Genomic DNA, 24,777 nt, shown 5'->3' with positions numbered 1-24,777 from the left:
CCCTACTCCCCCTACTCCCCCCGCTCCCCCATTTTCCAACCATCCCAGGTCGGTTAAGCATTTGAGATCATCCCGCAGGCTACGATGGACGGTGGCAAAGGGATAACCCTGTAACTGTTGGTGAAGTTCGGTTTCTGACCATCCGGTCAGGGTTTGTAACTGTTGCTCCCATTCCCCCCAGGTTTCAGGAGAGAAATGATTCTGGAGTAAGTCCATAACCGAGCGGTGGCAAATACAGAAGTCGTCCCGACATTCGGCCAGAATGTTCTGAACCTTGAGGCGATCGCTTTTGGGGTGTTTTTCCGAAAACAAATGGTTTCGGAGGTCAGGATAGGTAAAGGGTTGGGGTAAATGGATAATCCAACGGGACTCCTGACCATATAAACAATGTAATAATACCCATAATCTTACGGCTCGATGGAATCGACGGGCTAGTCGTCCCCCGGCCAGGTATTGCAAGAGTTCTGCGGTCGGGGGATAGTCCCAGGACATGAACATTTGTAGAAGGGTTCAATTCAACATATAATGATAATAGACCCATTGGACTCAAGGTACTCCATGGGTTGATTCTGCTATTTTCGACCTGCTACTCAACAACCACACATCTTTCAACCGTATTTCTAATCTTGTCTTCCCTGTTGCTACCGGACAATTTTTAGGAATAACACTACTGGATTTTTAATTAGTTTCTGCTGCTTACTGTTTAGGCATAAATGACAAAAGCAATGGAAGCATTTGTGATGCACATTTTTCGTGTTTTTTTACTTGAATGGAGACGATAAAATCATGTTAACTTTTCTGTTATCTTTTGTTATCAATGGGACTGTTTTTTTGCCTGAATATTCTGGAATAATCACTCATGTTGGAAGTCATTCTATAGTTAAAATAGCTAATTCTTCTCCATCATTTATCATTCTATCTCAAGTTCGTAAACCGAGTGAAAATGATCCGATTGTTCCTCCGAATTAGATATAATGGGAGTGAGGTAAGCTGTTCAGAATTTACATAGGGTGTTGGATTATCGTCAAATCTTTGTTGGGATGAACACCCCTCCCTAGAGTATTCATCCCAACAAATCTTAGAAAAAACAAAAACTTTTTTATCCGATTTTAATATTTATTATCACCCCCTAAACATTAAGTTATTCCCAAGACTTAACACCACAGATCCATTAACCGCTAGAATAAATACCAGTATAGAGAGCGTTACAAACGCAGTTATTTTTCAGATTCTATGAGCGAAAGAACACTATTTGATCAAGTATGGGAGTTGCATACCGTTGGCACCCTACCATCAGGGCAGACTCAACTTTTCATTGGTTTGCACCTGATCCATGAAGTCACCAGTCCCCAGGCGTTTGCCATGTTGCGCGATCGCCACCTCAAAGTCCTATATCCTGAACGCACCGTCGCCACAGTCGATCATATTGTTCCCACCGATAACCAAGCTCGTCCCTTTGTGGATACCTTGGCAGAAGAAATGATGCAGTCCTTGGAACAAAGTTGTCAAGAACATAGTATCCGTTTTTACAATATCGGTTCTGGGAATCAAGGGATTGTCCACGTCATCGCACCGGAACAGGGGTTAACCCAACCGGGGATGACTATTGCCTGCGGCGACTCCCACACCTCAACTCATGGGGCATTTGGGGCGATCGCTTTTGGGATCGGGACTTCCCAAGTACGGGATGTGCTGGCGTCTCAAACCCTGGCGTTAGGAAAACTGAAAGTCCGCCGCATTCAAGTCGATGGAGAACTGCCACCTGGGGTGTACGCAAAGGATGTGGTGCTGCATATCATCCGCACCTTGGGGGTAAAAGGCGGCGTGGGCTACGCCTATGAATTCGCTGGAAGCACCATCGAGGCGATGTCTATGGAAGAACGGATGACGATCTGTAATATGTCCATTGAAGGAGGCGCCCGATGCGGCTATGTCAACCCCGATCAGGTGACCTACGACTATTTACAGGGTCGAGATTTTGCCCCCAAAGGGGAGGACTGGGAAAAAGCCGTGGCTTGGTGGAATAGTATCCGTAGTAGTACGGATGCGGTTTATGATGATGTCGTCAAATTTAATGCCACCGAGATTGCACCCACCGTCACTTGGGGAATTACCCCCGGACAGGGAATGGCCGTTAATGAGTTAATTCCTACTTTAGAGGAGATTACGGAAACCGATCGGGAAGTGGCCAAAGAAGCCTATCAATACATGGAATTTACCCCCGGAACCCCAATTCAAGGGACAAAAGTGGACGTCTGTTTTATTGGCAGTTGTACCAATGGCCGCCTCAGTGACCTGCGAGAAGCGGCTAAATTTGCCCAGGGTCGGAAAGTCGCTAGTGGGGTGAAAGCCTTTGTGGTGCCGGGTTCAGAACGGGTGAAAGCCGAAGCCGAAGCCGAAGGGCTGGATAAAATCTTTGAAGCTGCGGGCTTTGAATGGCGCGAGGCTGGATGTTCCATGTGTTTGGCGATGAACCCCGATAAGTTACAGGGAAATCAACTGAGTGCATCGTCTTCTAACCGCAACTTTAAAGGCCGTCAGGGTTCCGCTAACGGTCGCACATTGTTAATGAGTCCGGTCATGGTGGTGGCTGCGGCGGTTAACGGTGTAGTTACGGATGTACGGGAGTTATTATAAGCACTTCACCCCCCTAGCCCCCCTTAGTAATGGACTTCAAAGTCCCCCTTTTTAATGGGGATTTAGGGGGATCTAATCTCAGGGTAAAGCAAAGATTTTCGGCTTCATTTGTAGGTTGGGGTCAATTCTTAACACAAATTACAAGATTTAAACCATGAGTAAAATTCAAAGTATTTCGGGAAATGGTATTCCTTTAGTTGGCAGTGATATTGATACCGATCGGATTATTCCAGCTCGGTTTTTACGGTGTGTTACCTTTGATGGATTAGGGGAACAGGTTTTTGCTGATGATCGCCAACAAATGCAACGGAAACACGCCTTTGATCTGCCCGAATATCAAGGGGCAAATCTATTAGTAGTTAATGCTAATTTTGGTTGTGGTTCCTCCCGGGAACACGCCCCCCAAGCCATTGCCAAATGGGGGATTCAAGCTATTATTGGAGAAAGTTTTGCCGAAATATTCTTGGGAAACTGTGTCTCAATTGGGATTCCCTGTTTCACGGCTGAACCAGAAGCCATTAAAGCAGTTCAAGAGGCATTAAAAGCTAATCCTAAAGCAGCTATTAACCTGGATTTGGAATCCATGAAAGTCCACTGTGGGGACTTAACTATTGATGTGAATATGAATGCCGGTTCTCGCCAATCTTTTATTACTGGAATGTGGGATAGTTGCGGACAATTAATTGCTAATGTTGAGCAAATTCGAGCAACAGCCACAAAATTACCCTATCTGAATTGGGCAAGTTAAAGGTCAAAAATGGCAAGGAGGCGTTAAGCTTCCTTGTTGTTTTTATTAAAAAACTCTGTTAACATCAGACAAAAAGAATATAAGGGTGCAATTACAATATTCGTAATTCACCTCAACCCCCAGGAATTTTATGTTCCAAACACCAAAATTATTGACCAATATCCTATTAGGAATAATCACTTTAGTGATGATAGTCAGTTGTAGTCAGTGGAATCAAGAACAATTGACAACCTCCGATTCCCAGAGTCAATTTAAAGTGGCGAGTATTTTCTCCGGTTCTATAGAAGATGGGAGTTGGAGTCAAGCTAATTATGAAGGATTAAAATTAATTGAAAAACAATATAATGCTGAAATTACTTATACTGAAAATGTTCCAGAAACTGATAGTGAAGCCTTAATTCGTCGCTATGCCCAACAGGGATATGATTTAATTATTGGTCATAGTGGTGGTTATATTAAAGCAATGGAAAAGGTGGCTAAAGATTTTCCAGAAATCAAATTTGCTTTAGTGACAAGCTATTCTGGGAATAATAAAAATTTGGGAGCGGTGGCTTTTCGTTCCGGGGAAGTAGGTTATCTAGCCGGAGTATTAGCTGCAATAAAAACCAAAACCAATAAAGTTGGTTACATGGTGGGATATGATTACCCCGTTTATCAAGAAGAAGCAGAATTATTTAGGCGGGGTGCAACCGCAACCAAACCGAATATTGAAGTTCATACTCAATTCTTACAGACTTGGACGGATGCAGAAAAAGGCAATAAAGTTGCCCTAGATTGGTTGGAAAAAGGAGTAGATATTATGGCAATTAACGCAGATGAAGCGGGAATTCCAGCTTTAAAGTTAGCCAGTGAAAAACCAGAGGTTTATGGGATTGGTTGGACGAAAGATCAATATAATTTAGTCCAGGGTAAAATTTTAACCAGTGTTCTACAGAATGTTCCTGAATTAGTCTTAAAAATTGCCACTTTAGTTCAGCAAGGACGCTGGGAAGGTAAACAATATAAATATGGACTACGGGAACAAATTTATGATTTTGCCCCCTTTAGAGGCACGTTAACAGCCGAAGAAGAAGCCAAATTTAATCAGATCAAACAGCAAATAGTAACGGGAAAAATCGATATTACTCCTTCTGGGCTAACAACAGATTACAATAGATAAAAATAGATCATTTCCCTGTTATTGGAAAAATCATGAGTCAAGCAGAGAAACATCATTTTTTATCTAGGCTTGGGGGTTCTTTTTCCTTTTCCACCCCCCGGTTTTTTTCCCTAGCCAAGCAACTCCGTAGGAGTTTACTCCTTGTTGGATTGATTAGTGTTTTAAGCAGTGGCGGATTATTGGTTTATCTGAGTTATCAATCTCAGATGAAGCAGTTACAATCTCTACAAAGAGAGCGATCGCAAGTTATAGCCTATCAAATCAATAACTATTTAGATGATCTCCAACGAAAATTAAATTTTTTAGCCCGGGTTAAAGGCTTAACTGATTTACCCCCAGATATTCAAAAAAACTTGATAGAAGGATTAGTTCGTCATAATGACGCTTATCATTTGGTGGCTATCTTAAATTCTCAAGGAGAGGTGGTAACATCAATACTCACTGATGATCAAACCTTAAATAAAAACTATACCGATTCTCCGTTATTTATTCGACCGTTTAAACAACAAGAAGATTATGTAGGAACAATTGAATTTGATCCTCATGATCGAAAATATAAAATGGTGATGTCCGTTCCCATTCGAGATCAATTTGATCAGATTAATGGGGTTTTATTCGCTGAAATTGACTTAAGTTTTCTCAGTTTTATTCTGTCTCAGACTCAAGTGGGTAAAACTGGATATGTTTATCTTGTGGATGAACAAAATCGAGTCTTTACGGCTTCTAAAAATAGGTCTAAAATATTTAATATTCAGAATTTAAAAAATTATACCATTATTGATTCTATTCAAAAGGCTTTAGATCATAAAAAACCAAAGATAAATCGTTATCTAGGATTGAAAAATGTAGAGGTTTTGGGCGCGACAGCAATGATTCCTAGTGTGAATTGGTTTTTAGTCGTTGAACTTCCGATTAAAGAAGCCTATGCTCCTATTTATCAGATGATTTTCGTGATGGGGTTAACGGTTATTTTAATTACAGGGTTTGCCACGGGTATCGGAATATTTCATAGTCGGCAAATTATTTTCCCCCTCAAACAATTAACCGACGCAGTGATCAAAATTAGTCAAGGAGATTTGAAAACCAAAGTTGATGTGCAGTGTTCTAATGAATTAGGCGTATTAGCCACCGCTTTTAATCAAATGACCACTCAAATCGATGAGTTATTTGCAGCTATTGAAAAAGAACGAAGTTTTATTTCAGCTATTTTAGATATCGCTGGAGCTTTAGTGATTTTAATGGATGCAAAAGGTCGAATTATCCGATTTAATCGCGCCTTTGAACAAACCACTCAATATAGCTTTGATGAAATTAGAAATCGCTATGTTTGGGATATATTTTTAAGCCCAGAGGAAGCCTCTAAAGTTAAAGCGAATTTTGCCTTTTTACTGATTGATCAATTTCCTAAATATTACGAAGCCCGTTGGAACACCAAAAACGGAGATCAAAGAATTATTAGTTGGTCGGATACTGTTCTCCTGAATGAAGCCAAAGAAATTGACTATATTGTCAGTGTGGGTGTAGATGTCACGGAACAAAGGAATACGGAACAAATATTGCAGAATACTCAAAAACGTTATGCAACATTAACAGAAGTTTCTCCGGTGGGAATTTTCCATGCTGACACCGAGGGGAATTGTCTTTATGTGAATCAAAGATGGTGTGAAATTGCGGGATTAACTCCAGAAAAAACAAGGGGAAAAGGTTGGTTGCAAGCTATTTATTCCGAAGATAGAATCCAAGTCTTTCAAAACTGGGAAGACTGTGCTAAAAATCAAGTTCAATTTAATTCTGAATATCGCCTACAACGTCCTGATGGCAAAATTACCTGGGTTTATGGTCAAGCTGCTGCGGAGATAAATTCTGATGGAGAAATTATTGGTTATGTTGGTACAATTACTGATATAACTGATGGAAAACAGGCGGAAGAAGCTCTACGAAAAGCCAAAGAAGAAGCCGAAATTGCCCTAGTTAATTTTCGCAAAGCCCAAACCCAATTAATTCAAGCAGAAAAAATGTCGAGTTTGGGTCAATTGGTGGCTGGGGTTGCCCATGAAATTAATAATCCGGTTAACTTTATTTATGGAAACTTAATTCATGCTCAAGAATATACAGAAACCCTATTAACTTTAATCAACATCTATCAAACTCATTATCCCGACCCCTCGGCTGAAATTATTGATTTTGTGGAGGAGGTTGAACTCGATTTTTTAATTGAAGATTTTCCGAATATTATCAATTCCATGAAAATGGGATCGAACCGGATTAGAGAAATTGTACTTTCCCTTCGTAATTTTTCCCGGTTGGATGAAGCCGAAATGAAGGAAGTTAATATTCATGAAGGAATTGATAATACGTTATTGATTTTACAAAGTCGTTTAAAAGAAAATGTTCAACATCGAGGGGTTAAGGTGATTAAAAAATATGGTAATATTCCCTTGGTAGAATGTTATGTGGGACAATTAAATCAAGTGTTTATGAATTTAATTTCCAATGCTATTGATGCTTTACAAGATTCTAGTAATAATTTCCCTATTATCAATCAGCAAAATTCCGATCAAATTACGATTGAAACTGAATTGATTGATCAAAATAGAGTCAGGATAAAAATTGCAGATAATGGTGTGGGAATGTCGGAAAATATTAAATCTAACTTGTTTAACCCCTTTTTTACCACCAAACCTGTCGGCAAAGGAACCGGGTTAGGGTTATCAATTAGTTATCAAATTATTGTCGAAAAACACAAAGGTTCAATTCAATGTAATTCAGAATTAGGTCAGGGAACAGAGTTTATTATTGAAATTCCCTCACACCAAAAAGTAGTAAGCCCTTTAGGGCTGTCTGAACCCTGAAGGGTTCACTACTTTAATGGAAATAATTATAAATTTCTTGGGCTAATTTTGGCCCAATTCCTGACACTTCAGCTAACTGTTCTGGGGTGGCGATTCTAATATATTCTAAGGAACGAAAATGAGCTAATAATAATTTTTGACGATGATGTCCTAACCCTGGAATGTCATCTAAATGCGATCGCTTCATTCTTTGAGTCCTTTGATTTCGATGAAAACTCACCGCAAACCGATGAGCTTCATCTCGTAATCTTCTTAATAGTTGAACTCCCGGTTGTTCCGTGTCAGTTTCTAAGGGTAAACTTTCCCCAGGTAAAAAAATTTCCTCCCGTTGTTTGGCTAAACTAACTACGCGAATTTCCTCTAATAAATTCAGTTCTTCTAAGACAGAAACCACCGCCGAAAGTTGACCTTTTCCCCCATCAATCATGATTAAATCCGGTTTATCTGTTGAAGTCCCATAGTCTCTAAAACGGCGCCCAATCACTTCTGCTAAACTGGCAAAATCATCGGAATGTCCGGCGTGAACCGTGGGGTTTTTAATCTTATAATGACGATAGTATTGTGGGGCGGGTAAACCTTGAATAAAAACCACCCGGGAGGCGACCGCATCTGACCCTTGGATATGGGAAATATCATAACCTTCTATACGATTGGGAATGTCGGGTAAATCGAGAATTGCTGCTAAATCTTCTAGGGCTAAGGTATTACGATCGCTTAACTTTTGTACCCGTTCTAATTCATATTTCGCATTCCGTTCTACCATCTCAATTAAATCAGCTTTAACCTGACGTTGGGGGGTTAAAATTGTGACTTTTTTTCCCTTGCGATCGCCCAACCAATCTGTTAAAATAGATTCATCGGGTAACTCATATTGAACTAATATTTCATTGGGAATTTCCACCGGATCAACAGATTGATAATGTTCCTCTAAAACTCGTTGTAAAATTAATCCCATTTCCGTTAATTTTAACTCCGGGGGAACTTGGGCGGTAAACCCTAACCGTCCGACTAATTTTCCGGCGCGAATTTGAAATAACTGCACACAGGATTGTTGAGAATTAGCTGCCAAGGCGATCGCATCACGGGAAACCCGATCATCGGGTAAAGACACCTTTTGATCCGCATTTAAAGACTGTAACCCTTGAATTTGATCCCGAATTATCGCCGCCGTTTCAAAGTTTAAGGCTTCCGAGGCTTGTTCCATTTGTTCTGTTAAATGATCAACCAATTCCCCCGATCTCCCTTGAAAAATCATCGCCACTTTTTGCACAATTTTTCGATAATCTTCAGGGGAAATTAACAGTTGACAAACCCCCGGACAGCGACCAATATCATAATTTAAACAAGGACGATCTTTAAATAACGGTTTAGGACGTTGACGCAGGGGAAAAATTCGTTTGGTCAAATGCAACGTATTTCTTAATACCTGAGTATCCACATAGGGGCCATAATAACGGTCTTTAATATTGCCTAAACGACGTTTACGAGTAATGAAAACTCGCGGATAATCCTCCGACCAAGTAATACATAAATATGGATATTTTTTATCATCCTTGAGCAAAACATTAAAATGGGGTTGATGTTGTTTAACTAAATTTGCTTCTAAGGCTAAGGCTTCTGCTTCTGTATCGGTAATAATAAACTCTATTTCGGTAACTTGTTGCACCATTAAATAAATTCTGGGTGTGTGATGATGCTGTTCTCGAAAATAGGAGCGCACCCGCGATCGCAATTTTTTAGACTTACCAATATAAAGAATATTATCCTGACCATCTCGCATTAAATACACCCCCGGAACCGGAGGAATATCTCGTAACTGTTTTTCTAACCGTTCAGGATCTTTAACTAGAGGAGAAGTTGTAACAGATGGCATAATTAGATTGAGACTTGAATATAAAAAAATGAATTGCTATAATCCTATTATAACAAGACTTTTGTTAGAATTATTCAAAATCAGGATAAAATCATGATTCAGGAACTAACCGATCTAAAAAAATGTATCTTAGAAGAACGTTATCAAGATGCTTTACTCATTATTAATGAACTAGAAGATATGGGAAAACAAGCAATCCTGAGAAACATAGAATCTTTCCTGGTTCGGCTGTTTATCCATTTGATTAAAAATCAAGTTGAAAAGCGATTAACAAATTCTTGGATTGCTTCAATCTCTGATTCTATTATCAGGTGGTCAAGATTGGTTTGAGCGGTTATAATTATAAAACAGCTAAATTTAAGGTTCAGGTGTTGATGATGGTTCAAGCTCCTCCTTTAATAACGATAGCAACGGATACCTGGGTGAAAGCGACCTGGGAAGAATTTTTAGCCTTAGCCGAAAATCCTCAGTATGCCGAGGGTAAGTTTTATTACGATCAAGAATATCTGAGGATAGAAATGGCACCACTAGGTTCAGCACACAGTCAGGATAATTCAATTATTTCTACCGTGATTGTTATTTATGCGGCTTTAAAAAATATTCGGATTAAAGAGTTAACAAATCCATCTTTCCGAAAAATAGGGATGCGAGAAAGTCAGCCAGATATCGGGTTTTATATCGGTGATAACTTCCCATTTCCCCCGCGCAATAATTCCCCAATTAACTTAGATGAATTTACAGCCCCTAACTTAATTGTTGAAGTGGCGGCATCATCTTTTGTTGATGATATTGGTAGAAAAAGATTATTATATGAAAAATTAGGAATCCAAGAATATTGGGTGGTGAACGTTGAAGATAACACAATATTAGCCTTTGCGGTCGAAAACCAAGGGAGTCGATTAATCGAAGCATCCCAAGTTTTACCTGGATTAAACATAGCCTTAGTAATTGAAGCATTGCAACGTTCCCAAACCGAAGATGATGGAAGCATTACACGCTGGTTAATGGGTACTATTAATTCTTAATCCATTTCACCGATGGTGAGTAAGCTGTTCAGCATCTAAATAGGAATAATGTTAGAATAATTTAACAATGGTTAAATTATTCTGTACAAGCCTAGGAATTTGTGTTTTTGTGTTAAGGTTTCAACAAGTAATTTAAAGAATTTTAATCTTTTTTGTAATTTAGATTACTGAAACTGAGGCACTCATTAAGTTAAAGTGTGCTAATAACGTGCGGTAAAGGCTGAAGACTAGCTCTATTTCCGTAAAAACTATGCTGAAAAGGGTGTTAATCATTATTAGTCAATGGTTTGAGGGTTTCAGAAGCAGAACCCGCAATTGTTATACTCAGCTTGTACAATTTTGGTTTATGATTCAATCGGCTATAGGTCTAGCTTTAACATCGGTATTGATGCCACCACTCAACAAACCTTTGAGGATTTATCCCGAAAGGCTGGGTGATATATACAGGATAAAGGAGAAATCCAGATATGAGTTATTACCTTTTCCAGAAAGATTCCTTTAATTATACGCCCATGTTTGATCCGGTATGGGAAGATTTAAACCAAAATGCTATTTTGGACAGAATACTAGCGGATTATGAACGCTTAATCGCAGAACGGAATTATTTAGATAAGGAACTAGGAAAAGCCCATCAAGAAATTCATCAATTGAAAACAGCACTGGCAAGTTCTACCTTGGTTTGCCTTCATTTAGAGACTCAAAAAGTCAATCCCATTCAAGAACAATATGATCAAATGACCAAGGTTTTAGAACAAGCAGAAGCTAAAACCACCAGTTTGATTCAAGCCATCCCTGACTTAATGTTCTGCATTAGTAGAGAGGGGTTGGTTGTAGACTATTATCCCGATAAGCAAAATCTTCATCGGCTCGATATCGAGGATATAATTGGCAAAAAAATTGAAGATGTGTTTCCCAAGGATTTAGCTGATTGGACAAGATATTATCTGGAAAAAACCTTAGAAACCGGTCAAATTCAGGTTGGTGAATATGTGGTGAGAGGTGATAAAGACTGGCATCATTATGAAGCGCGTTATGTAAAAAGTGGTAGCCATGAAATTTTAGCCATTGTCCGAGATATTACCCAACGAAAACAGGTCGAAGCTAATTTAAGAGTTTCAGAAATTCAGGAACGGGAAAGGGCATTACAACTGGAAAAAACCCTACAGGATTTGCGACAGACCCAAGCCCAATTAATCCAGGCCGAAAAAATGTCTAGTTTGGGGCAAATGATGACCGAAATTGCCCATGAAATTAAAAACCCGATTAGTTCCATTCACGGAAATCTCACCTACGTTGATCAAGATATTAAGGCTTTAATGGAATTGGTTAAACTCTATCAACAGCAATATCCTGAACCGACTCCAGAAATTCAAACCTTTATTACAACATCTGATATTCATACGATTATTAATGAACTACCACAAAGCATAGAGTTTATGCGATTAGGCGCTAACCGTTTATATGATTTAGCCCTATCTTTACGGAATTTTTCCCGCTTGGATGAGCAGGAAATGGTATTGGCGGATATTCATGTTGGCCTAGATGGAACCCTAAAAATTCTCCACAATCAACTCAAAGCGAAGGGAAATCATGCAGAAATTCAAGTGATTAAAGACTATGGCGCAATCCCCTTTATCAAATGCTATCCCAACCAACTAAATCAGGTATTTATGAATATTCTATCGAATGCGATTGATGCCTTAGAACCGCAACCGATGCCACGACAAATTACCATTAAAACCCAAGCCTACAAAATGCACCCGGGGTCAATTATCCAAGATGCGATTTGCGTTTCTATCTCTGATAATGGCCCGGGAATTCCTCAGTCAGTGCAAGACCGAGTGTTTAATGCGTTTTTCACCACTAAACCCCTAGGTAAAGGTACGGGTTTAGGTTTGTCCATTTCTCAACAAATTGTGGTTGAAAAACATAATGGTCGGCTCAAGTGTACTTCTGAAGAAGGAAAGGGGACAACCTTTGAGATTCTCCTGTTTGTGGATCAACCTTGTGCTTCCTAACTCCGTTGATCAACAGATAGAATTTTGATCACAAGTGTGAAAAGGAGAGTTGCATACCGATACAATTGGGGCAAGCATTCCATCGTCAATGTCTCATGAATATTCGTACAATTTCAACTCAACCCTTTAATGACCAAAAACCGGGAACATCCGGCCTACGGAAGTCCGTTCCGGCATTTCAAAAGCCCCATTACCTAGAAAATTTCGTTCAGGCGATTTTTGATACCCAAGAGGGGTATGAAGGGGGAACCCTGATTTTAGGGGGAGATGGTCGCTACTATAACCGCCAAGCCATTCAAATTATCTTAAAAATGGCCGCCGCCAACGGCGTCGGAAAGGTTCTAGTGGGGTGTGAAGGCATTCTTTCCACTCCCGCCGCCTCCTGTATCATCCGCGAAAATCAAGCCTTTGGGGGAATTATTCTCTCTGCCAGCCATAACCCCGGAGGGCCAGACGGAGATTTTGGGATTAAGTTTAACGGTAGTAATGGCGGGCCAGCAGCCGAAAAAATCACCGAAGCCATTTATGCTCGCACCCTGGTGATTGATCACTACAAAATCATGGATGCAGCGGATATTAATTTGGACAAACCCGGAAGTTTTAAACTGGGAACCATGGCCGTTGAGGTGATTGATTCCGTCCAACCCTACAGGTCATTGATGGAATCCTTATTCGATTTTGACTTAATTCAAAAATTGTTAACTTCGGGTAAGTTTCGGATGTGTGTGGACTCCATGCACGCGGTGACTGGCCCCTATGCCCGCGCCATTTTTGAAAACCGCTTAGGGGCCGCACCCGGAACCGTGGTTAATGGCATTCCCTTAGAGGATTTTGGTGGGGGTCATCCCGATCCTAATTTAGTCTATGCCCATGATTTAGTCGAAATTATGTTCGGGGAAAATGCGCCCGACTTTGGGGCGGCGTCCGATGGGGATGGCGATCGCAATATGATTTTAGGCAAGAATTTTTTTGTCACCCCCAGTGATAGTTTAGCCATCATCACCGCTAATGCCCATTTAGTCCCCGGATATAAAGACGGTTTAGCCGGAGTCGCCCGTTCCATGCCCACTTCCCAAGCGCCCGATCGCGTGGCGGCAAAATTAGGCATAGACTGTTATGAAACCCCCACAGGATGGAAATTTTTCGGCAATTTATTAGATGCGGGAAAAGCCACCCTCTGCGGGGAAGAAAGTTTTGGCACCGGATCAAATCATGTTCGGGAAAAAGATGGTTTGTGGGCGGTGTTATTCTGGTTAAATATTTTAGCCGTCCGTCAAGAATCGGTGGAAGATATTGTTCGGAATCATTGGCAAACCTACGGACGCAATTATTATTCTCGCCATGATTATGAAGAAGTGGAAACAGAAAAAGCTAATCAATTAGTTGATCAATTACAGGCAATTTTACCGAACCTAAAAGGTAAACAATACGGTTCCTATCAAGTCGAATATAGTGATAATTTTAGCTATACCGATCCGGTAGATAATAGTGTTAGTAATAATCAAGGGATTCGGATTGGGTTTACCGATGGTTCTCGAATTGTCTTTCGGTTATCAGGAACTGGAACGAAAGGGGCAACCTTGCGGGTGTATTTAGAAAGTTATGAACCCGACTCCACTAAACACAATTTAGATCCCCAAGAAGCGTTAGGAGAATTAATTACTATTGCCGATGAAATTGCCCAAATCAAAACAATAACCGGACGTCAACAACCCACGGTTATCACCTAATATTGGGTAAATTGATCTAAACTCGTAGGGTGGGCTTTGCCCACCAATGTTACTATAGGTAATAGGAAACAGAATTATAAATAATATAACCGTATGAATAGATTAGAAACTATATCAATAAAAGGATTTCGCCGTCTTCAAAATACTGAACTTGAGATGAGAAATCTCACCGTTATGATTGGTGCAAACGGCTCTGGGAAAACATCTTTTTTAGATGTTATGTCCGTAATCGCTGCTTCAGCTAGTGGAAATTTACATAACATATTACAACTCAAAGGTGGCTTGAATCAAATTTTAACCCGAGGTAAAGCACAGGAACTTGAAATTAAAATTTCAATGCAAGTTCCAGATGAAAACCCTTTAAAATACAGTTTCACCTTGTCGCCCAAAGGGTTATCTTATGAAGTCAAAGACGAAAATTTAACGCAACGGAGAAATCCCGATAGACCGGAACCCTTCAAATATATTGAATCACATGGATTAGATATTAAATACTCTCAGGAAGGGATTGGACTTGTGAGCCCCAATTGGGATCATAACCCGCTTGAAACATCCCTTTCTCAAGTTCCTAAAATGTATCGTGAACCAGAGAAATTGAGAAAAAGCCTTGCTTCCTGTACCTATTATGGGGCACTCGATGTTTCTGAAAAAAGCCCCATTCGTCTACCACAAACCATGCGCCCTGCCAAGTTACCAGGGGCAAGAGGTGAAGACTTGATTTCCTGTCTTTATGACCTTCGAGAAAGCGATCTCGATCGCTTTGAATGGGTTGAAAATATTCTATCTGCTGCTTTTCCAGATTTTAAGCGATTAAACTTTCCTGCCGTTGCCGCCGGAACTCTTTCTATGACTTGGATAGACCGCAATTTTGCTCACCCAATTTATGTCCATGAATTATCAGAAGGAACATTACGTTTTCTCTGGTTAGTTACTTTACTTCAAAGTCAAAATTTAACCACAATTACCTTGCTAGATGAACCAGAAGTTAGCTTACATCCTGAACTTTTAAGACATTTAGTTTATCTAATGCGAGAAGCGTCAAAACACACACAACTGATCGTTGCAACCCACTCAGATCGACTGATTGGATTTCTTGAACCCCACGAAGTTTTAATTTGTGATATTGAAGAAGGAGAAGCAAAAATGACTTGGGCTGATACTTGTAATTTAGATAAATGGTTAGAAGATTATAGCCTTGATCAATTGTGGGCAATGAATATTATGGGGGGTCGTCCATGAAAATTGCGATTTTAGTTGAAGGGGCTACTGAAAGGGCATTTAGAGAAATACTTCATGAATTTTTGAAAAAACGTTTAGGGGAAGGAATGCCCAGGCTTAAATTTATTCCGCAGGGTGGTCGCATTCCCAAGGAAGGTAAACTCAAGCGTACTGTTAAAAATCTTTTAGATAATGATGGCTATGATGCTGTTATTGCACTGACAGATGTTTATACAGGAACAAATGATTTTAAAGATGCGACTGATGCTAAAAATAAAATGAACAATTGGGTGGGAAATAACCCCAATTTTTACCCCCATACAGCATTACATGATTTTGAAGCATGGCTTCTTCCCTATTGGAAAACTATCCAAGAAAAGGCAAAACATAATCGTTCTGCGCCGAGTGGTTCTCCTGAAACAGTTAATCACAATAAGCCACCTTCCTATCATATTATAGATATTTTTAGATCAGGAAAACGTGGCAGAGACTATGATAAAATCATTGATGGTAAAGCAATTTTAGAAAAAAATGATCTAATGATTGCGATTCAAACTTGTCCAGAGTTAAAAGCTTTTGTGAATCGAATTATTTCTCTGTGTGATCCAGATCAAGTTATTCCTTAATTAAGACTAATCTCAAGAAACAGGGTTTCTGGCTATTGGCAAAATCAAGATTTATGATTCCAGAACCTCTGATTCTATTGATTCCGAGTCTAAAGCCTGACGCAACGCCTCAATATCCGCCCCACAAATCGCGTTAAGATGACGAGTAATCTTCTGAATATCCCAATCCCACCATCGGATATTTAATAACTCTTTAATTATAGAATCTTCAAACCGTTTGCGAATTTCTTTCGCCGGATTTCCCCCCACAATCGTATAGGGAAGAACATCCCGAGTCACAACCGATTGAGCGCCAATAATTGCCCCATCTCCAATATTAATACCCGGCATAATTGTCGCCCCATATCCGATCCAAACATCATTGCCAATTACCGTATTTCCTTTAAACGGCCAAGCATCGGGCATGGCAGATTCCCAACCGTTGCCAAACACCGGAAAAGGATAATTAGTCAACCAATCCGTGCGATGATTCCCGCCATTCATGATAAATTTAACATCGGAAGCGATCGCACAAAATTTACCAATAATTAATTGATCTCCGATAAAGTCAAAATGGTATAAAACATTCTTTTCAAAGTTTTCTGGGTTCTCGAAATCATCATAATAAGTATAATCCCCGACAATAATATTCGGATTTTTAATAATAGTTTTCAGATACACTAATCGAGTTTGTTCGGGGATGGGATAACGGGTTTGGGGAGAGGGGCCGTAATTCATGATCTTTTGGGGAAATAGTGTTAGCATTTTGATCATGACTCAATCCTATCATTTTTGTTCAAGTTAAGCAATTACCCTCACTATGACATCAACTCAATCTATAACATCTCTCCCTTTCCCCCCGGGTAAGTTTGGTTTTCCTGTTATTGGTGAAACCATTAGTTTTTTGCGAGATCCTAATTTTGCTGACAAGCGACAAAAACAATATGGAGCAATCTTTAAAACCCATCTTTTTGGTCGCCCTACTGTAATTATGATGGGGGCAGAAGCTAATCGGTTTTTATTTGCTAATGAGAATAAATATTTTATTGCTACTTGGCCTCCAAGTACCCGAATATTATTAGGACAGGGATCATTATCAATGCAATTGGGAGATATTCATAAGTCTCGCCGTAAAATTTTATCCCAAGCCTTTCAACCCAGAGCTTTAGCTGGATATACTACGACTATGGAAGATTTTACCCATCGTTATTTGCATAAATGGGAACAGAAGTCAACCTTAACTTGGTATCCTGAATTACGAAAATATACCTTTGATATTGCTTGTAAATTATTAATCGGAAAACAGCAAGCTACCGATACCCATTTAGAAGAACTATTTGAAGATTGGTCGAATGGACTATTTACAATTCCTCTACGTTTGCCCGGAACAAAATTTAATCGCGGTTGTCGATCTCGGGAATTATTATTAGCAGAAATAGAAACCCTAATTCGTCAACGTCAGCAACAACCCCAGTCTGGGGAAGATGCCTTGGGATTATTATTACAAGCCCAGGATGAAGACGGAAATCAACTCGGTATTGAAGAACTAAAGGATCAAATTTTAGCCTTATTATTTGCCGGACATGAAACCTTAACCTCCGCGATCGCCTCCTTCTGTTTACAGGTCGGTCAGCGTCCTGATATTATCGCAAAAATTAGAGCCGAACAACAACAATTTGATCCGACTCAACCCATCACCTTTGAAGATTTAAAATCCATGACCTATTTAGAACAGGTGATGAAAGAAGTATTACGGTTTGTGCCTCCGGTTGGTGGCGGGTTTCGAGAAGTGATTCAAGATTGTGAATATAACGGTTATTTTATCCCCAAAGGCTGGTCTATTTTATATCAAATTGCCAAAACCCATCAGGATGAAACGGTTTATTTTCAACCGCAAGAATTCGATCCTGATCGCTTTAGTGAAGCCCGCAATGAAGATAAACCTAAACCCTTTAGTTGGGTTCCCTTTGGTGGCGGAATGCGCGAATGTATTGGCAAAGAATTTGCTAAATTAGAGATCAAATTATTTGCGGCATTGTTAGTCAGAAATTATGATTGGCAACTATTACCCAATCAATCTTTAGAATTAATTACCATTCCCACTCCCCGTCCCCGGGATGGTTTAAAAGTACAGTTGAGACGTTTATAAAGTTAGGATAATGTTGTTGTGTTTAACCCGATTTTGATTAGGCATTAAACACAACAACACCGTTAGATTTACGCTTGAATTAGAAATTGACTGGCTGTTAATACAGGTTTATTGGTTAAGGTTAGGAATTGACCTCCATTACCAAAACCTGCGGCTGTGCCATTTCGATTGTAGAATAATCCGCCAGTAGCGGTATTATAAACAATATAGGCTGCACTGGTAGCAGCTAAGGCATCGGTGGTGACTTGGGCAAATTCATTAGCAACAGAAAACCCAGTTCCCGCCATACTGCTAATACGGGTAAATGTGGTTTTATCTAACACAATTTGATCGGTTTGTGAGCTAGTAAAGTCGGTGATTGTATCCACACCTACCACAGAAGTTGCAAAAGCACCATTGGTATTGTAGATAAATTTATCCGCACCAAGTCCACCTGTAAGGGTATCGTCACCTACACCGCCGTTAAGTTGGTCATCTCCCTCATTACCAATTAAAAGATCGTTTCCTTTACCCCCCTTGAGGGTATTATTAGCACTATTACCGTTAATAGTATTAGCCAAATTATTACCCGTACCCTTAATAGCGGTTGTCCCGGTTAATGTCAGTTTTTCCACGTTATCAGGTAAGGTATAAGTTACAGAAGATTCTACTAAATCTGTTCCTTGATCGACTAATTCGGTAACGACATCTTCGGTATCATCCACAATATAAGTATCGTCACCTGTACCGCCTTTGAGTTGGTCGGCTCCGGTACCCCCATTGAGGGTATTATTAGCACTAAGTAGGTGGGCGAGAAAATCAACAAGTATGTAACGAAAAGTTAACTTGGTTGTTGCTCCGAGTGAAATTTCATCCGTTGTGTGGTGTAGTTTCCTCTTTCTGCCCTAGCTTGAATACCATTAATTACCGCATAAGCTAGGTCTAATTCATCCTCAAATGTTTGTCCTGATAGTTCATCTTTTTTGAGATGTTGCCACTCTAATTCAATCGGATTCATTTCGGAACAATATTTAGGTAAACAGAAAATATACAAACCCATACTTTCCCATTTTGGCCAGAGTTTTTTCACCTCATGGCATTGATGTATCGGGCTATTATCTTGGACAATAACTCTCATCCGTCCGGCTTTTTCAGCCTCTGTTGCTTCTTGTTCCATCATTTGGATATAACACTTGCGATTCACACCTCCAATCACCAAGCCGTAAACAAAACTGATTTGCTGTTGCAAAAACCCAATAATACTTAATCTTCGACCCCGACGATGTGTTTGTTCTAAACGTTTTTGTTCCCCTCTAAAATAATAGGTGTAACCCGGTTCACTCCACAGACAAAAACCCGATTCATCTAAATACTTTAAGTCAATTTCTCCAGCCGCAGCCGATAATTCCAACATCTCTAAATCTGCCTGTTTCTGAGCACGGACTATCGGATCTTGTTTTCCTTTGTGGCTCTTTCTGGCTCGCTTCCAATTCACCCCCTTTTTTTGAGCACCCGTCTTAATCTATCGGGACTCAATTTAATCGACCGTTCTTGTTCTAATTTTTGGGCTAATTGCTCAGAGTTGTATGTCCGGGGTTCTCTTCTGAGACATTCTTCTAAAAATACTAAGTCCTCTTCTTTCCACTTGGCTTTCCCCCCGCGACCTGGTTTTTCCCATAACCCTTCTAGCCCCAACTTTTCCCATTTGTGCAACACTTCTCTGACAGTCTGTGCCGTCCAATTGAAATAAGTTGCTATTTTTTCGACGTACCAACCTTGTGAGTTTAAGCGAATCACTTCGGCTCGGTCTTTAACTTTCTGTGGTATATCTGCTGTTCTCAGGTTGAACAGGGTTTTGTCTTGCTCACGAGTTAGAAATACCCTTAAACGAGCACCCATATTTTCATGACCTCGGTAGATTTCTTCTTCCTCTTTATTTATCTTTACATACTTTCGTTTCTTCCTGCCTACCTACTTAGGTTATGCCCAACTATTTTTCTGAGCTTCTAGGTATTATTATCTAGTCTGATCTTGATTCTTACCAGTTCTTGTTACTAAACGTTACACAAAAGAGTTAGATTTAGGCTTGAATGAGAAATTGACTAGCTGTTAAGGCAGGTTTATTGGTTAAGGTTAGGAATTGACCTCTGATAAGAAAATCTGCGACTGTGCCATTTTGATTGTAAAATAATCCTCCTGTTGCACTGTTATAAATAATATCGGCTGCCTTGAGACCTTGGAATTTGGGTTCCATCTGGGAAGGGATGAAATTCTATTCCTAATGGTATATCTTTCGTATGAATTGATAAAAACGGAATCAATTTATAAAAAGGCAACTACAATAAAAGTATGAAATTTGTTAATAGAGTTGTTAAGTCTGCTCGAATTAATAAATATCAAATTTAAAACCCGTAACTAGGAGCCGATATGAGCTTAAAAAATAGAGAAAAAGCCACCGCTAAAAATATCGCGGGTAAGGTTCAAGAAGCCGTAGGTAACGTGACGGGAGATCCTAAAGATCAGGCAGAAGGCAAGGAAAAACAAGCTGAGGCAAAGGTGATTCACACCATTGAAGATGTGAAAGATGAAGTCAAAGCCAAACTGGACTAAAAGACTGTTTGAACCTGAAATTTTACTATTTTTGACCCGTAAGATCGGTTTCAACTTATGGTGAAAACGATAAAAACCAAACACCTAAAATAGTGTGAAATTTCCGTTGACCGACTTTTACCAGAGAGTCTTGATCATCTGCCCCAGTTTAAAATAAATATTTTTTGGTAGATCTACCAACGAATAAAAAACTCAGTTAGTTGCGAACCATCAAAAATATTTTGGATATTAACATGATTTTGTTTAGCAAAGTTCGTAAATTTCTGTTCTCTATTGGCATGGTTGTTTTCATCTCCACTGCCCTTGTCTTTAGTTTGGCATCGGGAGCAAGTTGGGCTGCAACTTCATCAACCCAAGGCATGAACTCACCGCAGACTCAAGTTGCTATCATGGATCAAGCGAAAGAGATGATCAATAATGTTAAGGATAAAGCCCAAGAAGCGATCGCTAACATGACAGATGATCTGAAAACCGATGTTGTTCAAAACGATCAGCAATTTGATGCGAATACCCAACAAGGGATTCTTGATAGTATTAAAAACCCTGACTACAACCCGGGTGGAAAAACCAGCACCGCAGCAAAGCAAGACCGTGAAGCCATCAAAGGTGTAGAAGCTGATGTTCGTGATCTATTTAAACCAGAATCACCGACTAAATAACGTCATTAAATTTTATCTGAATAGAAGGAGAAACTATGTCTAATATCATCTGGAGTGCCGTTGGTGTACTACTCATCCTCTGGTTATTAGGATTCTCAGTTAATGTTGGAGGGGGCTTAATCCATATTCTTTTGGTTTTGGCGCTGATTGCTATTATCTACAACCTCCTGACCGGCCGACGTGTGGTCTAATGATTTGACGGACTGATTCCCCCCCCAACCTTACTTGGGTTAGGGGGGAAGTGGAACTCAGGATTGGGTAAAAAGAAGTTTCTAACATCAATTGAATAAGATTGCTATATATTGGGCAAAAAAAGACGATAGGACTGGCTATCTATCAGAATTCTAAAACCCAGCCACATTAGAACAAAGGGAAAGATTTTTCCGGCATAACGACTAAGGACGATGGCAATACCCGGTTGACGAGTCAGATTATAGGAGAGAAATAGCCAACAGCAAACCACTAAATATAAAATCGGGATAATCACTGCTAGATTTTGGATACTGCTACTCGCAAATAGGGGAATATAGATCCCCAGATTATTACCACCATTGGAAATAGTAACGGCGGAAACACTATAGGTTTGGCGATCGCGAATCACGTCCCACAGCGATCGCTTTCGAGAATCAAATCCTCGATATTTAGAGTTTATTTTTAGGTTAGCCGACTTATCCTCGGCGGAATCATCCTTATTCAAGTTGATCAAATTATTCAGACCAATCATTATCGGCAGAATCCCCAATAAACCGATCCAAGTTGAATCAATCACCAGCCCCACAAAAAAACCAATCAAACTGACACTCAACAGTATAGTGAACCCGATCAGTTCACCCACCACAATATGTTGAGGACGAAACGTCCGATTAACCTCACTAAAGAAGCCCGTCAGATAAATATTATCGTCAAAGGTTGTTGCTATGGCAACAGCTATCCCAATCTTAATTGTTTCAATTAACCAATCCATCACTATTCCTCACTCAAAACCTGTCTGATCACTGAAACTATAGAATAATTGCACAAGTCCTAATAATATATAAATAGCGTGAAAAAGTCTAACACCCTGGCTACATTCTCCTATTTCCAATTCATCTAACAATGTCCATTATTTATATTTATGAAAGGAGTGATTATGATTAGCTATTTACGGGATATTCTGTCTAAACATAAAAGCCAAAATATTCTAAAACCATTCAGATCAATTCCTCGTAGATTGGTTACATCCAAGTTTGCGGTGCAGTTTGGCATCGGTCTTGCCTCCAGTCTGGTTTTGAGTCTAGCCTTTAATAGTGATGGGGTGGCAACTCCTGAATCTAGCCATGTACTCTCCCCTCTAATCAGTCAGGTCAGCCCGGTCAATCAAGCTAACCCGCCGAAAAACTCAACCATTCGGTTATTAGAAACGGTGGGATTGTTTGTCGGGGGGATCGTTTTTTGTATTGTTTTGGATCGTTGGTTTTCTGACCGCTCGGCTCACTCGGGTAACACACCCCTAGCCGAACAAGCGCGACGACTCAAACAACTCAAAATCGGGTATCCAGAGGGGATGACTAATTTTGAAGTTCTTCGCAGTCAAGCCCTACTAGAAGAACGTTTGCGACCCTTTGGGCTGATTGTAAGCTGGACAAGCTTTTTATCAGCATCGGCTCTGATTGAGGCCCTGAGTAACGGGACAATTGATTTTTGCGGGGGGGGTGGTACGGCCAGTATTTTCTCCCAGGCGGCGGATCATGTTTTTGTGCGGGTGGCGAAGGAAAAATATACCGCTCCCAAGGGTCAAGCCATTCTAGTCCCGGAGGATTCACCAATTCAGACCCTGGCTGACCTCAAGGGTAAGAAGATCGTTTTTGATAAAGGCTCCAGCGCCCACTATATATTGATCAAAGCATTGCGGAAGGTCGGACTCGATTTTAGCGATATTGACCCGATTTATCTGACCCAGCCCCAGGCATTATCTCTATTCCGACAGGGTGAAGTGGATGCTTGGGTGGTTTGGGTTCCCTATACACCGACTCAAGCCCGAAGTTCCTACCCAGGGCGTTCTATTGCTGACCTAGAAAGCATCTTTGGGGATAGGGCTTCTTTGGAGGTTCCCACCTATTACTATGCGGTTCCAGAACTAGTCCGAGACTATCCTGACCTACTAAAAGTGATTTTAGAGGAGGTAAACGAGGCGGGAGCCTGGGCTAAAAAACAGGAATTAGAAGCGGCTCAACGATTGCTAGATCAGCACGAAATTGACCCATTTATCCTAGAAACTCTACAGAAACGCAGTGCTGAACGGGCAATTATCCCGATTGATGAACAATCCCTTGATGCCCTACAGCATCAGGCTAATTTGTTTCGGGATCTTGATCTGATTCCTGAGCGGGTGAATGTGAAGGATGGAACCTATAGTTTGCAGACTAAGCAAAATTGGACTTATTAATCCGACGTTGTTGGGCTTTAGCCCCTTCTAAGAGCGCTGAAGCGCAACAACGATGGCAACAATCAACTTAAATGGGAGTAGCTGATAAATTTAAAAGATAATGGGTGCTTCCGTCCATGGGAGAAACTCGCAAAAAGTAGGTTCCACTGGGTAATTTATCTAATTTAATTGATTCTGGGGTGAGGCCTAAATTAGCGGAACTAGCAACAATTTCATTACTTTGAACCGCTTGATTGTTATTCAGATCATAAATCAAGTCTAAGTCTAAATTGGCTTTCATTTGATTCATGACTATACTAACTTTACTATTAAAATTAGGAATAATAAACTCATAAATATCAACGGGGTTGGCAGCATCAATCAAGCCTACAATGGTTTTTTGTCCCAATAATATATCTATATTAATGGCTTGGGTCAGGTCGTCCTTAAAAGCGGGAGCAATCCCTAATCTTGATTCTTTTAATCCTTGCCGCCAAAAATGTTCAAAAAATGTATTATACGGCCCGGATTGAATGTCAGATAAGACATCGGGATATCGAGTTTGATAAAAGTTAGTATCAAAAGCAATACTGGGATTGCGTCCCTCATATTGTCCATAGAGAAAAAAATGTTCAAACGGATTAATTTCGGCTTGAAGAAAACCCGCTTTTACATCGGGATATCGTTGTAAATAATAAATTGGATCAAATAAGGGATTAGGAGAACGGGGTTGAAATTGACCAAAATCAATAAAATGTTCCGCAGGCGTAATAAATCCTTCCTTTATTTGAGTCAAGAGTTCAGGATCTCCTTGCTGATAATATTGACTATCAAATAAAGGATTAGGTTCATAACCCAAAAATTGCCCCTCCTCGACAAAATGATCAAAAGCGTTCCGAAATTCTCGCCTCTCAATCGCTGGAGCCACATCAGGATATTGAGCCAGATAAAATTCTTCATCAAATAGCGTTTCTAAAGTTAACATTAGCTTAAAATCTCCTGATTATATACATTACCAATTCCCTTGTTTTAACTGATTTCGGGTACGGGCGGGTTTATCGAGATGCACGGTAATTAACAAAGATCTAAAAGAACCCGCCCCTACAACTTA

General features: G+C 40.1%; 22 protein-coding genes and 3 pseudogenes. 16 read left to right on the top strand and 9 right to left on the bottom strand.

The window, feature by feature from the left end; genetic code table 11:
• Nucleotides 1-498: pseudogene (locus tag PL11201_RS26585) on the bottom strand (TIGR03985 family CRISPR-associated protein); the annotation flags it as partial.
• A 288-nt stretch (nt 499-786) separates the two neighbouring features.
• Between PL11201_RS26585 and PL11201_RS23130 the strand changes: the two are divergent.
• The 5 genes from PL11201_RS23130 to PL11201_RS23110 all read left to right on the top strand — a co-directional run bounded on the left by PL11201_RS23130 (nt 787) and on the right by PL11201_RS23110 (nt 7,396).
• A complete protein-coding gene (locus tag PL11201_RS23130; RefSeq protein WP_079681212.1) occupies nt 787-969 on the top strand; it encodes a hypothetical protein in 183 nt (60 codons plus the stop codon).
• Between the two features lie 264 nt (nt 970-1,233).
• The gene (gene leuC, locus PL11201_RS23125) at nt 1,234-2,637 is read left to right on the top strand and encodes a 3-isopropylmalate dehydratase large subunit (protein ID WP_079681211.1); all 1,404 of its coding nucleotides are present in this window, start codon (nt 1,234-1,236) and stop codon (nt 2,635-2,637) included.
• A gap of 154 nt (nt 2,638-2,791) precedes the next feature.
• Nucleotides 2,792-3,385 (top strand): 3-isopropylmalate dehydratase small subunit, encoded by a 594-nt coding sequence (gene leuD, locus PL11201_RS23120; RefSeq protein ID WP_079681210.1) that lies wholly within the window; start codon nt 2,792-2,794, stop codon nt 3,383-3,385.
• 130 nt (nt 3,386-3,515) lie between these two features.
• A complete protein-coding gene (locus tag PL11201_RS23115; RefSeq protein WP_079681209.1) occupies nt 3,516-4,544 on the top strand; it encodes a BMP family lipoprotein in 1,029 nt (342 codons plus the stop codon).
• A 32-nt stretch (nt 4,545-4,576) separates the two neighbouring features.
• Nucleotides 4,577-7,396: a PAS domain S-box protein gene (locus PL11201_RS23110; protein WP_079681208.1), complete on the top strand. Its 2,820-nt coding sequence runs from the start codon at nt 4,577-4,579 to the stop codon at nt 7,394-7,396.
• 13 nt (nt 7,397-7,409) lie between these two features.
• Here the strand turns inward: PL11201_RS23110 and uvrC are convergent, their stop codons facing one another.
• Nucleotides 7,410-9,269, bottom strand: coding sequence for an excinuclease ABC subunit UvrC (gene uvrC / locus PL11201_RS23105; RefSeq protein ID WP_079681207.1), 1,860 nt, complete (start codon nt 9,267-9,269; stop codon nt 7,410-7,412).
• 93 nt (nt 9,270-9,362) lie between these two features.
• Here uvrC and PL11201_RS23100 point away from each other — a divergent pair.
• From PL11201_RS23100 to PL11201_RS23075, 6 genes and pseudogenes are all read left to right on the top strand, one after another.
• Nucleotides 9,363-9,575: pseudogene (locus PL11201_RS23100) on the top strand (DUF29 family protein); the annotation flags it as partial.
• A 68-nt stretch (nt 9,576-9,643) separates the two neighbouring features.
• The gene (locus PL11201_RS23095; protein ID WP_200816853.1) at nt 9,644-10,294 is read left to right on the top strand and encodes a Uma2 family endonuclease; all 651 of its coding nucleotides are present in this window, start codon (nt 9,644-9,646) and stop codon (nt 10,292-10,294) included.
• A 467-nt stretch (nt 10,295-10,761) separates the two neighbouring features.
• On the top strand, nt 10,762-12,312 hold the full coding sequence (locus tag PL11201_RS23090; protein ID WP_144017873.1) for a sensor histidine kinase: 1,551 nt from the start codon (nt 10,762-10,764) through the stop codon (nt 12,310-12,312).
• Between the two features lie 95 nt (nt 12,313-12,407).
• Nucleotides 12,408-14,042, top strand: coding sequence for an alpha-D-glucose phosphate-specific phosphoglucomutase (locus PL11201_RS23085; RefSeq protein WP_079681205.1), 1,635 nt, complete (start codon nt 12,408-12,410; stop codon nt 14,040-14,042).
• Between the two features lie 93 nt (nt 14,043-14,135).
• A complete protein-coding gene (locus tag PL11201_RS23080; protein ID WP_079681204.1) occupies nt 14,136-15,281 on the top strand; it encodes an AAA family ATPase in 1,146 nt (381 codons plus the stop codon).
• Complete coding sequence (locus PL11201_RS23075) at nt 15,278-15,886, top strand: DUF4276 family protein (protein WP_079681203.1); 609 nt, start codon at nt 15,278-15,280, stop codon at nt 15,884-15,886. The genes PL11201_RS23080 and PL11201_RS23075 overlap by 4 nt, the downstream gene beginning before the upstream one ends.
• A 51-nt stretch (nt 15,887-15,937) precedes the next feature.
• Here the strand turns inward: PL11201_RS23075 and PL11201_RS23070 are convergent, their stop codons facing one another.
• On the bottom strand, nt 15,938-16,603 hold the full coding sequence (locus PL11201_RS23070; RefSeq protein WP_079681202.1) for a CatB-related O-acetyltransferase: 666 nt from the start codon (nt 16,601-16,603) through the stop codon (nt 15,938-15,940).
• An 82-nt stretch (nt 16,604-16,685) separates the two neighbouring features.
• Between PL11201_RS23070 and PL11201_RS23065 the strand changes: the two genes are divergently transcribed.
• Entirely contained in the window at nt 16,686-18,014 is a 1,329-nt protein-coding gene (locus tag PL11201_RS23065; RefSeq protein WP_079681201.1) for a cytochrome P450, read from the top strand.
• A 68-nt stretch (nt 18,015-18,082) separates the two neighbouring features.
• On the opposite strand, the gene PL11201_RS23060 is transcribed toward PL11201_RS23065, so the two are convergent.
• The 4 genes and pseudogenes from PL11201_RS23060 to PL11201_RS26580 all read right to left on the bottom strand — a co-directional run bounded on the left by PL11201_RS23060 (nt 18,083) and on the right by PL11201_RS26580 (nt 20,247).
• Complete coding sequence (locus PL11201_RS23060; protein WP_200816852.1) at nt 18,083-18,718, bottom strand: calcium-binding protein; 636 nt, start codon at nt 18,716-18,718, stop codon at nt 18,083-18,085.
• Nucleotides 18,719-18,823: pseudogene (locus tag PL11201_RS27580) on the bottom strand (hypothetical protein); the annotation flags it as partial.
• 11 nt (nt 18,824-18,834) lie between these two features.
• Nucleotides 18,835-19,892, bottom strand: a protein-coding gene (locus PL11201_RS23055) for an IS630 family transposase (protein WP_144017631.1) whose coding sequence is annotated in 2 segments (ribosomal slippage) — nt 18,835-19,497 and nt 19,500-19,892 — 1,056 coding nt in all. Because the reading frame shifts where the segments join, the coding sequence is not laid out codon by codon here.
• 181 nt (nt 19,893-20,073) lie between these two features.
• Nucleotides 20,074-20,247, bottom strand: coding sequence for a hypothetical protein (locus PL11201_RS26580; protein ID WP_159451540.1), 174 nt, complete (start codon nt 20,245-20,247; stop codon nt 20,074-20,076).
• A gap of 173 nt (nt 20,248-20,420) precedes the next feature.
• Here PL11201_RS26580 and PL11201_RS23050 point away from each other — a divergent pair, with 173 nt between their 5' ends.
• The 3 genes from PL11201_RS23050 to PL11201_RS26290 all read left to right on the top strand — a co-directional run bounded on the left by PL11201_RS23050 (nt 20,421) and on the right by PL11201_RS26290 (nt 21,453).
• Nucleotides 20,421-20,603: a CsbD family protein gene (locus tag PL11201_RS23050; protein WP_079679306.1), complete on the top strand. Its 183-nt coding sequence runs from the start codon at nt 20,421-20,423 to the stop codon at nt 20,601-20,603.
• A 233-nt stretch (nt 20,604-20,836) separates the two neighbouring features.
• A complete protein-coding gene (locus PL11201_RS23045; RefSeq protein WP_079681199.1) occupies nt 20,837-21,262 on the top strand; it encodes a hypothetical protein in 426 nt (141 codons plus the stop codon).
• 35 nt (nt 21,263-21,297) lie between these two features.
• Nucleotides 21,298-21,453: a lmo0937 family membrane protein gene (locus PL11201_RS26290; RefSeq protein WP_144017872.1), complete on the top strand. Its 156-nt coding sequence runs from the start codon at nt 21,298-21,300 to the stop codon at nt 21,451-21,453.
• 104 nt (nt 21,454-21,557) lie between these two features.
• Here PL11201_RS26290 and PL11201_RS23040 read toward each other — a convergent pair whose 3' ends face one another.
• Nucleotides 21,558-22,226, bottom strand: a complete 669-nt coding sequence (locus tag PL11201_RS23040) for a cadmium resistance transporter (RefSeq protein WP_079681198.1) — start codon at nt 22,224-22,226, stop codon at nt 21,558-21,560.
• A 165-nt stretch (nt 22,227-22,391) separates the two neighbouring features.
• On the opposite strand from PL11201_RS23040, the gene PL11201_RS23035 reads away from it, so the two are divergent.
• The gene (locus tag PL11201_RS23035) at nt 22,392-23,687 is read left to right on the top strand and encodes an aliphatic sulfonate ABC transporter substrate-binding protein (RefSeq protein WP_079681197.1); all 1,296 of its coding nucleotides are present in this window, start codon (nt 22,392-22,394) and stop codon (nt 23,685-23,687) included.
• A 67-nt stretch (nt 23,688-23,754) separates the two neighbouring features.
• On the opposite strand, the gene PL11201_RS23030 is transcribed toward PL11201_RS23035, so the two are convergent.
• Nucleotides 23,755-24,651: a PPC domain-containing protein gene (locus tag PL11201_RS23030; RefSeq protein WP_079681196.1), complete on the bottom strand. Its 897-nt coding sequence runs from the start codon at nt 24,649-24,651 to the stop codon at nt 23,755-23,757.
• Nucleotides 24,652-24,777 lie beyond the last annotated feature (126 nt).

Origin of the sequence: Planktothrix sp. PCC 11201, assembly GCF_900009135.1 — a bacterium.
Lineage (GTDB): Bacteria > Cyanobacteriota > Cyanobacteriia > Cyanobacteriales > Microcoleaceae > Planktothrix.
Note: the sequence above shows the minus strand (reverse complement) of the source record. Positions and strands in the feature narration are given on the sequence as shown.